The 15,462-nt window shown below is 64.2% G+C and carries 15 protein-coding genes; 14 read left to right on the top strand and 1 reads right to left on the bottom strand.

The annotated features are described in order from the left end of the window. Window positions 1-73 precede the first annotated feature (73 nt). A complete protein-coding gene (locus ABIC09_RS02665) occupies window positions 74-376 on the bottom strand; it encodes a gamma-butyrobetaine hydroxylase-like domain-containing protein (protein ID WP_354084550.1) in 303 nt (100 codons plus the stop codon). A 199-nt stretch (window positions 377-575) separates the two neighbouring features. On the opposite strand from ABIC09_RS02665, the gene ABIC09_RS02660 reads away from it, so the two are divergent. The 14 genes from ABIC09_RS02660 (at window position 576) to chvE (ending at window position 15,404) form a co-directional block, all read left to right on the top strand. Next, window positions 576-1,349: a ferredoxin--NADP reductase gene (locus ABIC09_RS02660; RefSeq protein WP_354031965.1), complete on the top strand. Its 774-nt coding sequence runs from the start codon at window positions 576-578 to the stop codon at window positions 1,347-1,349. Between the two features lie 101 nt (window positions 1,350-1,450). Further along, window positions 1,451-3,193, top strand: a complete 1,743-nt coding sequence (locus ABIC09_RS02655; RefSeq protein ID WP_148754689.1) for a fumarate reductase/succinate dehydrogenase flavoprotein subunit — start codon at window positions 1,451-1,453, stop codon at window positions 3,191-3,193. A gap of 31 nt (window positions 3,194-3,224) precedes the next feature. After that, the gene (locus ABIC09_RS02650) at window positions 3,225-3,458 is read left to right on the top strand and encodes a 4Fe-4S dicluster domain-containing protein (RefSeq protein ID WP_008141081.1); all 234 of its coding nucleotides are present in this window, start codon (window positions 3,225-3,227) and stop codon (window positions 3,456-3,458) included. A 2-nt stretch (window positions 3,459-3,460) separates the two neighbouring features. Continuing rightward, window positions 3,461-4,438, top strand: coding sequence for a HEAT repeat domain-containing protein (locus ABIC09_RS02645; RefSeq protein ID WP_354108318.1), 978 nt, complete (start codon window positions 3,461-3,463; stop codon window positions 4,436-4,438). A 113-nt stretch (window positions 4,439-4,551) separates the two neighbouring features. Further along, window positions 4,552-5,724 (top strand): fumarylacetoacetate hydrolase family protein, encoded by a 1,173-nt coding sequence (locus ABIC09_RS02640; protein WP_148754691.1) that lies wholly within the window; start codon window positions 4,552-4,554, stop codon window positions 5,722-5,724. 289 nt (window positions 5,725-6,013) lie between these two features. Continuing rightward, entirely contained in the window at window positions 6,014-6,979 is a 966-nt protein-coding gene (gene ytfQ / locus ABIC09_RS02635; RefSeq protein ID WP_148754692.1) for a galactofuranose ABC transporter, galactofuranose-binding protein YtfQ, read from the top strand. A 117-nt stretch (window positions 6,980-7,096) separates the two neighbouring features. After that, the gene (locus ABIC09_RS02630) at window positions 7,097-8,638 is read left to right on the top strand and encodes a sugar ABC transporter ATP-binding protein (protein WP_354084553.1); all 1,542 of its coding nucleotides are present in this window, start codon (window positions 7,097-7,099) and stop codon (window positions 8,636-8,638) included. Further along, complete coding sequence (locus ABIC09_RS02625; RefSeq protein ID WP_354031969.1) at window positions 8,635-9,627, top strand: ABC transporter permease; 993 nt, start codon at window positions 8,635-8,637, stop codon at window positions 9,625-9,627. Before ABIC09_RS02630 ends, ABIC09_RS02625 begins: the two co-directional genes overlap by 4 nt. After that, window positions 9,624-10,604 carry a galactofuranose ABC transporter, permease protein YjfF gene (gene yjfF / locus ABIC09_RS02620; protein ID WP_354108317.1) on the top strand — a complete coding sequence of 327 codons (981 nt, stop codon included), beginning with the start codon at window positions 9,624-9,626 and terminating at the stop codon, window positions 10,602-10,604. The genes ABIC09_RS02625 and yjfF overlap by 4 nt, the downstream gene beginning before the upstream one ends. Beyond that, window positions 10,601-11,380, top strand: coding sequence for a FadR/GntR family transcriptional regulator (locus tag ABIC09_RS02615; protein ID WP_354108316.1), 780 nt, complete (start codon window positions 10,601-10,603; stop codon window positions 11,378-11,380). The genes yjfF and ABIC09_RS02615 overlap by 4 nt, the downstream gene beginning before the upstream one ends. Beyond that, window positions 11,373-12,299 carry a Gfo/Idh/MocA family protein gene (locus ABIC09_RS02610; RefSeq protein WP_354108315.1) on the top strand — a complete coding sequence of 309 codons (927 nt, stop codon included), beginning with the start codon at window positions 11,373-11,375 and terminating at the stop codon, window positions 12,297-12,299. Before ABIC09_RS02615 ends, ABIC09_RS02610 begins: the two co-directional genes overlap by 8 nt. A 2-nt stretch (window positions 12,300-12,301) precedes the next feature. Further along, entirely contained in the window at window positions 12,302-13,378 is a 1,077-nt protein-coding gene (locus ABIC09_RS02605; protein ID WP_148754698.1) for an aldose epimerase family protein, read from the top strand. Next, window positions 13,378-14,256 carry an SMP-30/gluconolactonase/LRE family protein gene (locus ABIC09_RS02600; RefSeq protein ID WP_354108468.1) on the top strand — a complete coding sequence of 293 codons (879 nt, stop codon included), beginning with the start codon at window positions 13,378-13,380 and terminating at the stop codon, window positions 14,254-14,256. The genes ABIC09_RS02605 and ABIC09_RS02600 overlap by 1 nt, the downstream gene beginning before the upstream one ends. 74 nt (window positions 14,257-14,330) lie before the next feature. Then, entirely contained in the window at window positions 14,331-15,404 is a 1,074-nt protein-coding gene (gene chvE, locus ABIC09_RS02595; RefSeq protein ID WP_354031973.1) for a multiple monosaccharide ABC transporter substrate-binding protein, read from the top strand. Window positions 15,405-15,462 lie beyond the last annotated feature (58 nt).

Raw genomic sequence — 15,462 nt, 5'->3', positions numbered from 1 at the left:
CGGAGAGGCCGCGGCGTACTGGATTCCCCGCCTTCGCGGGGAATGACAGCGGAGTGCGGGGGAGATCGAGCCCTTAACGCCCCGCCAAGCTCAGCAAATACGGCTTGGGGTAAATCCCCCGATTGTGTCCGTCTGAAAACGAGATGTTCAGACCGTAGCCGAGATCGCCGATCTCGGTAATCGCAATCCCAGGAAAAGCTTCGGGGAAGCGGCCGTCGAAGCGGGCGCGGGTGCAGTGGGCGCATTTGCAGGAGAGGCGGAGTTTTTCGGCAGGGACGCTCAGCGCATCGCCCTCGGTGGTGTGGACAAGGAGCGTCGCGAGATCGGCGCTGGCTTCATAGTCGGCCACGGTCGGTGCCACCAGGGCTATGGTCATGAGGTATCTCCGGCTCTCTTTTACGTCGATGCCGACGAGCGCGAATAGCAACTAATTGCCGGCGCGGACGTGGCCCACGTGCCATCTCTTCAATCACCGCTCGCGAATTGTGAAACTAATCGACCGGGATTTTCAATTCCGCGTTGCCGGAATCCCGTCTCTCCGAAACTTTGTGCGCCATCGACGGCAAGGAGAGACCATGAGCGCATTTCAGAAGGAAACGATTTTGTCGGTCAGGCACTGGACCGACTCCCTGTTCAGCTTCACCGCGACGCGCGATCCCGGCTTCCGTTTCCAGAATGGCCAGTTCGCCATGATCGGGCTCGAAGTCGAGGGCAAGCCGCTGATGCGCGCTTACAGCATGGCGAGCGCCAATCATGAGGAAGAGCTCGAGTTCTTCTCGATCAAGGTGCAGGACGGTCCGCTGACCTCGCGTCTGCAGAAGATCAGGGAAGGCGACATCATCCTGGTCGGCCGCAAGGCGACCGGCACGCTGATCACCGGGAATCTCATTCCCGGCAAGCGCCTCCTGCTGCTCTCGACCGGTACCGGCCTCGCGCCGTTCGCCAGCCTGATCAAGGATCCTGACGTCTATGAGAATTACGAGACCATCGTGCTCGCCCATGGCTGCCGGCAGGTCTCGGAGCTCGCCTATGGCGAGCACCTTGTCTGCGGTCTGCGAGATCACGAATTCTTCGGCCCTCTGATCCGCGACAAGCTGGTCTACTACCCGACCGTGACCCGCGAGCCGTTCCGGAATCGGGGCCGCATCACCGACCTGATCGCCTCCAACCAGATGTTCGACGACATCGGGCAGTCCGGCCTTGATATCGAGACCGACCGCATCATGCTCTGCGGCAGCCCGGCAATGCTGGAGGAACTCCCCGCGATGTTTGCCGCGCGCGGCTTCGTCGAGGGCAATCACAGCCAGCCCGGCCATTTCGTGATCGAGAAGGCTTTTGTCGAGCGCTGAGGCGCAAATCGCAGCCCGGCGACAACTAATTGCTATCGCCGGCACGTCACCTGAACAAATCTGATGCAAAAGGCGCCGGATCGGCGGACCAGGAGCAAGCGATGGCACTAGATCAGATCGTCGACGGACTTTCAGAGGTTTCCTGCGACGTGCTCGTGATCGGCGGCGGCACAGCCGGTCCGATGGCGGCGCTGAAGGCGAAGCTGAAGAACCCGAAGGCCAATGTCGTCCTGCTCGAAAAGGCCAACGTCAAGCGCTCCGGCGCGATCTCGATGGGCATGGATGGGCTCAACAACGCCGTCATCCCCGGCTATGCGACGCCGGAGCAGTACACCAAGGAAATCACCATCGCCAATGACGGCATCGTCGATCAGAAGGCGGTCTATAAATATGCCCAGAACTGCTTTGAGATCATCGAAGAGCTCGACAGTTTCGGCATCCGCTTCCTGAAGAACGAGAACGGCGATTACGCCGTCAAGAAGGTGCACCATATCGGCACCTATGTTCTGCCGATGCCGAACGGCGAGACCGTGAAGAAGGCGCTCTACCGCCAGCTCCGCCGCGCCCGCATCCTGATCTCGAATCGCTACATGGCGACGCGGCTGCTCAAATCGTCCGACGGTCGCATTGCCGGTGCGATCTCCGTCAACACCCGCACGGCCGAGATCCTGGTGATCAAGGCCAAGGCCGTGATCCTCTGCATGGGCGCCGCCGGCCGGCTCGGTCTGCCGACCTCGGGCTACATGTTCGGCACCTATGAGAACGCCGCCAATTCCGGCGACGGCTATGCGATGGCGTATCACGCGGGTGCGGCGCTCGCGAACCTCGAATGCTACCAGATCAATCCGCTGATCAAGGATTATAACGGCCCGGCCTGCGCCTATGTCGCCGGTCCGTTCGGCGCATTTACAGCCAATAACGAGGGCTCGCGCTTCATTGAATGCGACTACTGGTCCGGCCAGATGATGCTGGAGTTCTACAACGAGCTGTTGTCCGGCAAGGGCCCGGTGTTCCTCCAGCTCAAGCATCTGCATCCTGACACGATCTCCGAGATCGAGTCCACGCTGCACAAGGTGGAGCGGCCGACGCGCGGCCTGTTCCAGCAAGGGCGTGGGGTCGACTACCGCAATGACTCGATCGAGATGCATATCTCCGAGATCGGCTTCTGCTCCGGCCACAGCGCCTCGGGCGTGTTCGTCGACGACAATGCCCGCACCACCGTGCCCGGCCTCTACGCCGCCGGCGACATGGCGAGCGTGCCGCACAATTACATGCTCGGCGCCTTCACCAACGGTTCGGTCGCCGGCATCGATGCGATGGAGTTTGCCGACAATCACGACTTTGCGGAGTTCGATGCGCAGGACGTCGCAAAGGAGCGTGACCGTGTGCTGGCGCCGACCAGGCGCGAGGACGGCATTCCGCCGAACCAAGTCGAGTACAAGACCCGCCGCCTTGTCAACGACTATCTCCAGCCGCCAAAGGTCACGCGCAAATACGAGCTCGGCATGCGCCGTCTCGCCGAGACGCGGCAGGACATGCAGGAGCATATGATCGCACGCAACGCGCACGAGCTGCTCCGCGCCCTCGAAGTGCAGTCGATCATGGATTGCGCCGACATGGCGGTGCATGCCTCGCTGTATCGCGAGGAAAGCCGCTGGGGCCTCTATCACTGGCGCACGGATTTTCCGGAGAAGGACAACGAGAACTGGTTCTGCCACACGCTGCTGTCCAAGCAGAACGGCAAGATGACCAGCGAGAAGCGCGCGGTAGAGCCCTATGTCGTGCCGATCGCCGACGACGAGAAGGACCTCTACGACAAGCAGCGCATCCGCGCCACTGCCTGATCCACCGCACCCTAGCAACAGGAGACATAAAATGCCTCTCGCGTCCTATCAAACATCGGTTCCGGTGGTCGTCGACGACGCCAAATGCATTGCCGATAAGGGCTGCACCGTATGCGTCGACGTCTGCCCGCTCGACGTGCTGCGCATCAGCGACATGACCGGCAAGGCCTACATGGCCTATGACGAGTGCTGGTACTGCATGCCCTGCGAGGCCGATTGCCCGACCGGCGCCGTCACGGTCAACATTCCCTATCTGTTGAGGTGAGCATGTCGAGCCCGTTCGAATCCTACGACGATCTCGAAGACGCCGACGAGCGGCTTCAGGCCGCCGATCCCGCCGAGCGCCGCGTCGCGATCATCGCGCTCGGTCATTCCGGCGACCCCGCCGCGGTCGGTCATCTCGCCAGTATCGTAACCGATCCCGATGCCGGCGTGCGCCAGCAGGTCGCGATGGCGCTGGGCGAGTTCGACGGGCCGGAAGCCGCGCGCGCGCTTGTGAAGCTGCTGGTCGATCCGGAAAGGATCGTGGCATCGGCCGCGGCCGACAGCATGGCCGAGTTCAAGGATCCGGCTTGTGCTGAAATCATTCTGCCGCTGGTCAAGCACGCCCACGCCTTCGTCCGCATGGGCGCGCTGCGCGCGCTCAAGGAGTTACGGTGCAAGGATACGCTCAAGCCCGCGCTGGAAGCGCTGCAGGATTCCGATGCCGCCGTGCGGGTGCAGGCGATCGGCGTGATCGGCTTCCTGAAGCTGGAGGAATCCATCCCCGCGCTGACCGCGCTGATCAACGATCCCGATGCGCATGTCCGCCGCGCCGCCGTGAGCGCGCTCGCCTTTTCGCAGATGAAGCCCGCGGCTGAGACGATTACGCGAGCCTTGAAGGACGCCAACTGGATGGTCCGCGAGATGGCGGCGGAAACGCTCGGTCTCAACGTCAACGGTTCGATCGCCGCCGACCAGCTCGTCGGTGCGCTCGCTGATGGGTTCTGGCAGGTGAGGCTGAAGGCGATCCGCAGCCTCGGCAAGATGAAGATCGAACGCGCGGTGCGGCCGATCGGCAATTGCATCAACCACGATCAGGCGAATTTGCGGAAAGAGGCGGCCGCCGCGCTTGGTGAGATCGCCCATTCCGACGGTGAAGCGTTCCTGGCCGTCATCGCCGACGATGCCGATCCGGATGTCCGCAAGAATGCACGCTGGGCCTTGCAGCAGATCGCGGCCCGGAAGGCGAGGGCAGGGGCATAGCGGCTCATCGCTGCCGGTCTGGACTTCCCCCGCCAGACGTTTATTTGTCTTCGCCAACGTGACCGGCTTCTGATTGAACGCGGCCGGTCCGAAAAACAGCGAGGACGCCGGCCATGACGACACTGTCCGTTAAAGACCTTCTCCCCGAGGATGGAACAAAAGGGACGCTGGTCGGTCGCGTCTGGCTGCCGCAGGCGAACGGTCCGGCGGTGGTCGCCGTGCGCAGCGACGGCGTCTTCGACGTCACCGCGAAATTCCCAACCGTCAGCGCCCTCTGCGAGGAGGACAATCCGGCCAAGTCGCTTGCCGCGACCAAGGGCGAGCGTATCGGCGATCTCGAAGCCATTGTCGCCAACACGGCGCCGGATGGGCGCGATACGAAAAAGCCCTGGCTGCTCGCGCCGGTCGATCTCCAGACCTTGAAGGCCGCCGGCGTCACCTTCGCCATCTCGATGCTGGAACGCGTGATCGAGGAGCGGGCCAAGGGCAATCCGGCCTCGGCCGACGCGATCCGGAAGGAAGTGACACGATTGATCGGCGACGATCTGTCAAAGCTCAAGCCGGGCTCGGACCAGGCGATGCATCTAAAGCAGGTGCTGATCGACCAGAACGCCTGGAGCCAGTATCTCGAGGTCGGCATTGGCCCCGATGCCGAAGTCTTCACCAAGGCGCCGACCCTGTCCTCGGTCGGCACCGGCATGGACGCCGGGCTGCATCCGAAGTCGACCTGGAACAACCCCGAGCCGGAGCTGGTGCTGTTCGTCTCCAGCCGCGGCAAGATCGTCGGCGGCGCGCTCGGCAATGACGTGAATCTGCGTGACTTCGAGGGCCGCTCGGCGCTGCTGTTGTCGAAGGCCAAGGACAACAACGCCTCGTGCTCGATCGGACCGCTGCTACGCCTGTTCGACGACACATTCACGCTCGACGACGCGCGCAAGCTCAACATCAGCCTGAACGTGAGGGGTGCGGACGGTTTCGTTCTCGACGGCCATTCCTCGATCAGCATGATCAGCCGCGATCCGACCGATCTCGTCGCGCAGACCATCGGCAAGGTGCATCAATATCCTGATGGCTTCGTTCTGTTCCTCGGCACGATGTTCGCGCCGGTCAAGGATCGCGACGCGCCGGGGCAGGGCTTCACCCACAAGCGCGACGACATCGTCACCATCGCCGCACCTCAGCTCGGCAAGCTCGTCAACCGCATGCGCACCAGCGACGTGTGCGAGCCCTGGACGTTCGGCATCGGCGCACTGATGAAGAACCTGGCGCAGCGGAAGTTGATCTAGCGCTTCGCGTCTCCGCGCGTCGACTAGGTCGCCATCCGCACGGCGCACTCGTGGCCCCACACTAACTAACTCCGTCATCTCCAAGTTGTATCAGTTGGTAAAGTCCCGCTTGGCATGTGATCTGCTCCGCCAACTCGGCATCTCTCTTCATTCGTCTAAATAGTCAGATAATATGACTATACGGACGTAAACTTCCGTGAAATAGTGCCTCCCGCCGCCCTCAAAGGCCGGCTTGAGGGTGCCATGCTACCAATCGGCGCCCCGGACAACATTTTGGGAGACACGTCTGATGACCTTCAAAGCCCTTTTTGCGGCCAGCGCCACGGCCGCGTTGTTGCTCGCGCTGCCGGCCAATGCGGCCGAGCTCACCATCGGCTTCTCGCAGATCGGATCGGAATCCGGCTGGCGCGCGGCCGAGACTTCGGTCTCCAAGCAGGAGGCCACCAAGCGCAAGGTCAATCTCAAGATCGCCGATGCACAGCAGAAGCAGGAGAACCAGATCAAGGCGATCCGCTCCTTCATCGCGCAGAATGTCGATGCGATCTTCCTCGCGCCCGTGGTCTCGACCGGCTGGGATTCGGTGCTGAAGGAGGCTAAGGAAGCCAAGATCCCGGTCGTGCTGCTCGACCGCGACATCGATCCGTCCGGCAAGGACCTCTATCTCACCGCCGTCACCTCGGACAGCGTGCATGAAGGCGCCGTCGCCGGCGAATGGCTGGCCAAGACCGTAGGCGAGAAGGCCTGCAACGTCGTCGAATTGCAGGGCACGGTCGGCGCCAGCGTCGCCGCCAACCGCAAGAAGGGTTTTGACACCGCCATCGCCAAGCACGCCAATTTGAAGGTGGTGCGCAGCCAGACCGGCGACTTCACCCGCGCCAAGGGCAAGGAAGTCATGGAGAGCTTCATCAAGGCCGAAGGCGGCGGCAAGACGATCTGCGCGGTCTATGCTCACAACGACGACATGATGGTCGGCGCGATCCAGGCGATGAAGGAAGCCGGCCTCAAGCCGGGCAAGGACATCCTCACCGTCTCGATCGACGCGGTTCCCGATATCTTCAAGGCGATGGTGGCCGGCGAAGCCAACGCGACGGTCGAGTTGACGCCGAACATGGCGGGCCCGGCCTTCGATACCGTCGCGGCGTTCAAGAATAAGGGCACCGTGCCCCCGAAGTGGATCCAGACCGAATCCAGGCTTCTCACCGCCGCCGACGATCCGCAGAAGGAATACGACAGCAAGAAGGGCCTCGGTTACTGAGGCGGGCGCCTTGCCGGATCGCGCTTTGCGGTCCGGCACCCCCCTTCGCATCCGCCGCACGAACGAATAGGCTGGGTGTCCGCAGCATAAGCGGGCGCCGGTGGGAGTGACGTCGTTATGGAGAACAGCCTTGATCCTGCTCCTTGCCTGCTGGAGGCGCGCGGGATCAGCAAGAGCTTCGGTGCGGTGCGCGCGTTGCAGGAGGTCGACTTCACGCTTCGTCCTGGCGAGATCCATGCTCTGCTCGGCGAGAACGGCGCCGGCAAATCCACGCTGATCAAGGTCATCACCGGCGTGTTCCCGCGCGATGCCGGTGTCGTCCGTCTGGGCGGCGAAGAGGTCGCGCCGCGTTCTGCCAAGGCCGCGCTGCAGGCCGGTATTGCCACCGTTTACCAGGAGGTCAACCTGCTGCCGAACCTGTCGGTGGCGCAGAACCTGTTTCTCGACCGCCAGCCGATGCGCTTCGGCATCGTGCGCGAGGGCGAGATGCGTCGCCGCGCCAAAGCGCTGCTCACGGAGTTCGGCCTCGATATCGATGTCGCAGCGCCACTCGGCCATTATTCGGTGGCCGTGCAGCATGTCACCGCGATCGCGCGGGCCGTCGATCTGTCCGCACGCGTGCTGATCCTGGACGAGCCGACCGCGAGCCTCGACCGTCATGAGGTCGAGATATTGTTCGGCATCATGCGCCAGTTGGCCAAGCGCGGCATCGGCATCGTCTTCGTCAGTCATTTCCTCGATCAGGTCTACGAGATCTCCGACCGCATCACCGTCTTGCGCAACGGTCGCCTGGTCGGCGAGCGCGAGACCGCTTCGCTGCCACGGCTCGAGCTGATCCGGATGATGCTCGGCCGCGAGCTGGCCGAGACCACCAGCGCGCGGGCGGCAGTCGGCGAGCACAAGGTTCGCGAGATCTGTGCGAGTTTCGAGAACTACGGCAAGGCCGGCTATGTCGCCCCATTCAATCTCGAGCTGCGCCATGGCGAGGTCGTTGGCCTCGCTGGCCTCCTCGGCTCGGGTCGCACCGAGACGGCGCGGCTGGTGTTCGGCGCCGAGCGCGCCGATGGCGGGCAGGCGAGGGTGGAAGGCGCTTCCGTGCGGCTGCAGTCGCCGCGAGATGGCGTGCGCCACGGCTTTGGCTATTGCCCGGAGGAGCGCAAGACCGACGGCATCGTCGCCGAGCTCACCGTGCGCGAGAATATCGTGCTGGCGCTTCAGGCCAAGCGCGGGCTGCATCGGCCGCTGTCGCGTCGCGAGCAGGACGAGATCGCGCGCCGTTACGTCAAGATGCTCGATATCCGCCCGCCCGATGCCGAACGGCCCGTCGGCCTGCTCTCCGGCGGCAATCAGCAAAAGGTTCTGCTGGCGCGCTGGCTCGCGACTTCGCCGCGGCTCCTCGTGCTGGATGAACCCACGCGCGGTATCGATGTCGGCGCGCATGCCGAGATCATCCGCCTGATCCGCGAGCTCTGCGACGATGGGCTAGCGTTGCTCGTGATCTCCTCGGAACTCGACGAGATCGTGACCTATTCCGACCGTGTGGTCGTGCTGCGCGATCGTGCCCATGTCGAGGAGCTCTCGGGCGAGGCCATCGACGTCACCAACATTCTCGCGGCCATCGCCGCCGATGGCGCAGCGATGCAAGAGGCCCGGGCATGACAGCGCTATTGCCGCGCCGCGGCCTTGCCCAGATCCTTGCGCTGATCGTCATCCTGGCAGTCGATCGCGTGGTGTCGCCGCAATTCTTCGACCTGCGTCTCCAGGACGGCCGTCTGTTCGGCAGCATCATCGACGTGCTCAACCGCGGCACGCCGGTGGCGCTGCTCTCGCTCGGCATGGTGCTGGTGATCGCGACGCGCGGCATCGATCTCTCCGTCGGCGCGGTGATGGCGATCTGCGGCGCGATCGCGGCGAGCCTCGCCGACAGCCACGGCCTGCCGGTGGTGCTGGCGGCGGCGCTCGGCGCGGGGCTCGTCTGCGGATTGTGGAACGGCTTCCTCGTCGCGGTGCTTGGCATGCAGCCGATCGTGGCGACGCTGATCCTGATGGTCGCCGGTCGCGGCATCGCCCAGCTCATCACCGAAGGTCGCATCGTGACCTTCACGTCGCCGGATCTGGTCTGGCTCGGCAACGGCGCCATTCTCGGCGTGCCGGTGCCGATCGCGATTGCGCTCGGCATGCTGCTCCTCACCGGCGCAGTGGTGCGCGGCTCGGCGCTCGGGCTCCTCATCGAGGCGACCGGCGGCAATGCGCGGGCGAGCGAGCTTGCCGGCGTCGGCACGCGCGCGATGATCTTGGCGGTCTATGTCTGGTGCGGCGTTTGCGCCGCGCTCGCCGGCGTGATCGCCGCGGCCGACATCATGGGCGCGGATGCCAACAATGCCGGCCTTTGGCTCGAGCTCGACGCCATCCTCGCGGTGGTGATCGGCGGCACCTCGCTGTTCGGCGGCCGCTTCAGCCTTGTCCTGGCGGTGCTTGGTGCGCTGATCATTCAGACCATGAACACCGGCATTTTGCTGTCAGGCTATCCGCCGGAGTTCAACCTGCTGGTCAAGGCCATGGTGGTGCTCGCGGTGCTGCTGCTGCAATCGCCAAAACTGTCCGGCTTTGCCGGTATCATGGCGTGGCTGCGGGGGACGAAACCATGAAAGGCCTGCCGCCCGTCCTGATCACGGCCCTCGTCCTCGTCGCAGGCTTCGCCCTCTGCGCGCTGCAGTTTCCCAACATCGCCTCGACCCGCGTGGTCGGCAATCTCCTGACCGACAACGCGTTTCTTGGCATCGTCGCAACCGGCATGACCTTCGTCATCATCTCCGGCGGCATCGATCTGTCGGTCGGCTCGGTGATCGGCTTCACCACCGTGTTCGTGGCGCTCGCAATCGAGCGCTGGGGTGTGCCGCCGCTGGTCGCTTTCGTCGCCATCATCGTGCTCTCGGCGGCCTTTGGCGCCGCGATGGGCGCGATCATCCATGTGTTTGACCTGCCGCCGTTCATCGTCACGCTTGCCGGCATGTTCCTGGCGCGCGGCGCGAGCTTCCTGCTCTCGACGGAATCTGTGCCAATCACGGCGCCGGTCTATTCGACCGTGTCGGATTTCGCGTTGCGCATGCCCGGGGGCGGGCGGTTGACCACGATCGCGATCATCATGCTCGCGATCGTGATCGGCGGCGTTCTGCTGCTGCGTCTCACCCGGTTCGGCGCCAATGTCTATGCACTCGGCGGCGGCCGGGCCACCGCAAGCCTGATGGGCGTCGCGGTCGGCAAGATGACAGTGAAGATCTACATGCTGTCGAGCGTGCTCGCAGGGCTAGCCGGCATCGTGTTCTCCTTCTACACCAGCGCCGGCTATTCTCTCTCCGCCGTCGGTGTCGAGCTCGATAGCATCGCGGCCGTGGTCATCGGCGGCACGCTGCTCACGGGCGGGCAGGGCTCGGTGATCGGCACCTTCCTCGGCGTGCTGATCCAGGGCATGATCCAGACCTACATCAATTTCGACGGGACGCTGTCGAGCTGGTGGACCAAGATCGCGACCGGCGTCTTGCTGTTCGCCTTCATCGCCCTGCAGCAGGGGCTGGTCGTACTGGCGCGACGGCCGGTGGCGAAACGCGTGGGAGCCGTCTCATGACCTCGCGCATCGTCATCATCCCGACAAGGCGGGCTCATTCCAATCACGCGGAAGTGGCTCGCTCGATCGGCGTCGATATCATCGCTGGCCGCTATGCGGAAGGGGCGCGGCTTCCTGGCGATGCCGAGCTGATTGCGATGTTCGGCGTGTCGCGGCCGGTGCTGCGCGAGAGCGTGAAGACGCTGGTCGCCAAGGGGCTTTTGACCACCAAGGCGCGGGTCGGCACCGTCGTGCGCGAGCGTGCCGCCTGGAACATGTTCGATGCCGACGTGCTGGCCTGGCATCTCGACGCCGGCATCGACAAGCGCTTCCTCGACGACCTTGCCGAGATCCGCCTCGCGGTCGAGCCGCGCGCCGCAGCGCTGGCGGCGGCGCACCGGTCCGAGAAGGATATCGCGGAGCTTCGCCGCAGCATGGAACGGATGCGGCTCGAGGCTTCCGATTCCGTCAGCTTTGCCGATGCCGATCTCGCGCTGCACGTTGCGGTGGCGCGGGCATCGGGTAATCTGTTCATGCGCTCGATCGGGCATGTGATCGAGGCCGCCTTGCGCGCCTCGTTCCTGCTCAGTGCCCCGGTCGAGCCGGAGGACCGCGACACCGTGCTGCTCTGGCATCAGAAGATCGTCGATGCGATCACGTGCGGCGATGCCGGGATGGCGTCGGAGGCGATGGTCTATGTCATTCACAACGGCATGCGCCGCCATGAGGGCACTGTGATCGAGACGGCCCCTGCCGAGCCGCTGCCGTCCGCGAAAGTGGAGAATAAGCGTGACTGAACTTCGCATCGCCATCGTCGGCTTCGGCAAGATTGCGCGCGACCAGCATGTCGGCGCGATTGCCGCAGTGCCAGGCGCGATGCTCGCCGCAGTTGCGAGCCGCAACGCGTCGCTGCCGGGCCTGCCGCATTTCGCGACCGTCGAGGAGCTGCTGGATAAGGGACCGCAGATCGACGCGGTGTCGCTCTGCACGCCGCCGCAGGTACGTCGTGGCCAGGCCGCCGCGGCGCTCGCCGCCGGCAAGCATGTCATGCTGGAGAAGCCGCCCGGCATCGGCGTTGCCGAGCTCGATCCGTTGATCGCGATGGCGTCGGAGGCAAAGCGGACCCTGTTTGCGACCTGGCATTCGCGCCATGCACCCGCGGTCGAGCCGGCCCGCGAATGGCTGGCTGCGCGCCGGATCAAATCGGTGCACATCAATTGGAAGGAAGACGTCCGCGTCTGGCATCCCGGCCAGGCCTGGATCTGGGAGCCGGGCGGGCTCGGCGTGTTCGATCCCGGTATCAACGCGCTATCGATCCTGACCCGCATCCTGCCGAGGCCGGTGTTTGTCATCGCGGCTGAGCTCGCTTTTCCGGCCAATTGCCAGTCGCCGATTGCCGCCAATTTGACGCTGACCGACATCGGCGGCTTGCCGATCACGGCCGAATTCGACTTCCGCCAGACCGGGCCGCAGAACTGGGATATCCTGGTCGAAACCGACGAGGGCCGGATGACCTTGTCCCGCGGCGGCAGGATCATGGCGGTCGACGGCAAGGTTGTTGCCGACGCGCCCGATGAGGAATATCGCGAGTTGTATCGGCGCTTCGTCAAGCTTGCCGCGAGCGGCACGAGCGACGTCGATCTGGCACCGCTTCGCCTCGTTGCCGACGCTTTCCTGCTCGGCAAGCGCAACATCGTCGAACCATTTGTGGACTAGACATGGCTGGCTCGAAAATAACAAAAGACGTTTTTGGAACGCTGCCAGACGGACGCAAGGTCGAGCGCATCGTGCTGTGCGGCGAGGGCGGGTTTGAGGCTCGCATCATCACTCATGGCGCGGTGATCCAGGCGCTGATCGCGCCGGACGCTAAGGGCGGTTACGACGACGTCGTGCTCGGCCATGATGCCTTTGCCGGCTATCTCGCCGAACGGAAGTTTTTTGGCGCGACCGTCGGCCGCTACGCCAACCGCATCGCCAACGGGCAGTTCTCGCTCGATGGCGAGACCTTCCAGCTTCCAATCAACAACGGCCCGAATGCGCTGCATGGCGGCCTCGACGGCTTTGACCGCAAGCTCTGGGACATAGCCGAGCTCGACGATGGCGCTAGTCCTGCGGTCACGCTGACCTACAGCAGCCCGCATGGCGAGGAGAATTATCCCGGCAAGCTCGATGTGCGCCTGACCTATCGCGTCACCGGGCCGGCCGAGCTGTCGTTGACGATGGAGGCACGGACCGACCGTCCGACCATCGTCAACCTGACCAACCACAGCTTCTTCAATCTGGAAGGCGCGACCTCAGGCACGCCCACCCTCGATCACAGGCTGACGGTTAAGGCCGAGCATTTCCTGGCCATCGATCCCACCGCGATTCCGCTGCCGGAGCCGCCGCGCGCCGTGGCCGGCACGCCGTTCGATTTCCGTGAGGCACACGCGGTCGGCGCGCGCATTCGCGAGAGCGATCAGCAATTGCGCAACGGCAGGGGCTACGACCACACCTATTGTCTCGCGCGCGACGGCAAGCTCGCGCTCGCGGCCCGGCTGGAGGCGCCGCGCTCGGGTCGCATCATGGAGCTGTTGACCGATCAGCCCGGCCTCCAGGTCTATTCCGGCAACTATCTCGACGGCACGATCTCGGGCAAGGGCGGCAAGCTGATCCGGCAGTCGGACGCGTTGTGCCTGGAGCCCCACATGTGGCCCAATTCACCGAACCGGCCTGATTTCCCGAGCCCGCGCCTCGATCCCGGTGGCGTCTATCGGCATCACACCGTCTATCGCTTCGCCGTGAGGACGCCATGATGGAGGAGGTGCTGACCTCTGTTCTCTCCGCCGACCACTGTCACCTCGGCGAAGGCCCGACCTATGATGTCACCACCGATACAGCGTGGTGGTTTGATATTCGCGAGGGGCGCCTGTTCGAGGCGCATCTTGGCAGCGGCACGATCCGCATCCATGCGCTTGGCCGGATGGCGAGCGCGCTTGGGCGGATCGATGCCGAACACCAGCTGGTCGTCGCGGAAGATGGTTGTTACATCCGTAGCGTGGCCGACGGCGCGATGACGCTGTTCTGCCCGCTCGAAGCGGACAACCCCGCCACGCGCTCCAACGATTGCCGCGTGCATCAATCAGGCACGTTCTGGATCGGCACCATGGGGCGCAAAGCCGAGCGGGAGCTGGGAGCGATCTACGCGCTCCACCGCGGCAAGATCTCGACGCTGTTTTCCGGCATCAGCATTCCCAACTCGATCTGCTTTTCGCCGGACGGCACCACCGGCTATTTCACCGACACCGCGCGCGCCGTGCTCTATGCGGTGCCGCTCGATCCCGCCACCGGCCTGCCGCGCGGCGAACCGGAGGTGCTGCTGCATCACACTGGCATTGGCGGCCTCGACGGCTCGGTATGCGACGCCGACGGGCAAATCTGGAACGCCTGCTGGGGGGCGGGCCGCGTCGACGTCTACTCACCACAAGGCGAGCGCCTGCGCTCGCTGCGCGTGCCGGCCAGGCAGGCGAGCTGTCCCGCTTTCGTCGGCGCCGATCTGTCGCGCCTACTCGTCACCTCGGCGTGGCAGGATATGGATGCCGAGGCGCGCGCCGCCGATCCGCAGGCCGGCTGCACCTTTCTGCTGCAAGCCTCCGCGCGCGGTCGCGCGGAGCCCGATGTCAAGCTCGCATAGGAGATCCGAAGCCGACCTTTACCTCTGTTCTCGACGACACTAAGAATCAGTCTGACACCCAAAGGGAGTGAAGCATGTTGAAATTGAAGACGACATTTCTCGCATTGGCGCTGGCCGGCGCCGCAACGATGGCCGCAGGCGTCACCGCCTCCGCACAGGAGAAGGCGACCGTGGGCATCTCGATGCCGACGAAATCCTCGGCGCGCTGGATCGACGACGGCAACAACATGGTCAAGGTGCTGAAGGAGCGCGGCTACAACACCGACCTGCAATATGCCGAGGACGACATCCCGAACCAGCTCTCGCAGGTCGAGAACATGGTGACCAAGGGCGCGAAGGCGCTGGTGATCGCCGCGATCGACGGCACCACGCTGTCTGACGTGCTCAAGCAGGCCAAGGCCAAGGGCATCACCGTGATCGCCTATGACCGCCTGATCCGCGGCACGCCGAATGTCGACTATTATGCGACCTTCGACAATTTCCAGGTCGGCGTGCTCCAGGCGGAATCGATCGAGAAGGGGCTTGGTCTCAAGGAAGGCAAGGGTCCGTTCAACATCGAGCTGTTCGGCGGCTCGCCGGACGACAACAACGCCTACTTCTTCTACAACGGCGCGATGAGCGTGCTGAAGCCCTATATCGATAGCGGCAAGCTCGTAGTCGCCTCCGGTCAGATGGGCATGGACAAGGTCGCGACCTTGCGCTGGGACGGCGCCACCGCCCAGTCCCGCATGGACAATCTGCTCAGTGCCTACTACGGCAACAAGAAGGTCAGCGCGGTGCTGTCGCCTTATGACGGCCTCTCGATCGGCATCATCTCCTCGCTGAAGGGTGTCGGCTACGGCAGCGCCGATCAGCCGATGCCGATCATCTCGGGCCAGGACGCCGAGGTGCCCTCGATCAAGGCCATGCTGCGCGGCGATCAGTACTCGACCATCTTCAAGGACACCCGCGATCTCGCCAAGGTGACCGCCGACATGGTCGACGCCGCGCTCGCCGGCAAGCAGGTGACGGTCAACGACACCAAAACCTATGAGAACGGTGTCAAGACCATCCCGTCCTATCTCCTGAAGCCGGTCGTGGTGTACAAGGACAATTGGGAGAAGACCCTGGTTGACAGCGGCTACTACAAGAAGGCGCAGTTCCAGTAAGAGACCTGTTCCCTCTCCCCGCTTGCGGGGAGAGGGAACCAGCATCGATCGAGGACGA

The organism is Bradyrhizobium sp. S3.12.5, assembly GCF_040548225.1.
Lineage (GTDB): Bacteria > Pseudomonadota > Alphaproteobacteria > Rhizobiales > Xanthobacteraceae > Bradyrhizobium > Bradyrhizobium cytisi.
Note: the sequence above shows the minus strand (reverse complement) of the source record. Positions and strands in the feature narration are given on the sequence as shown.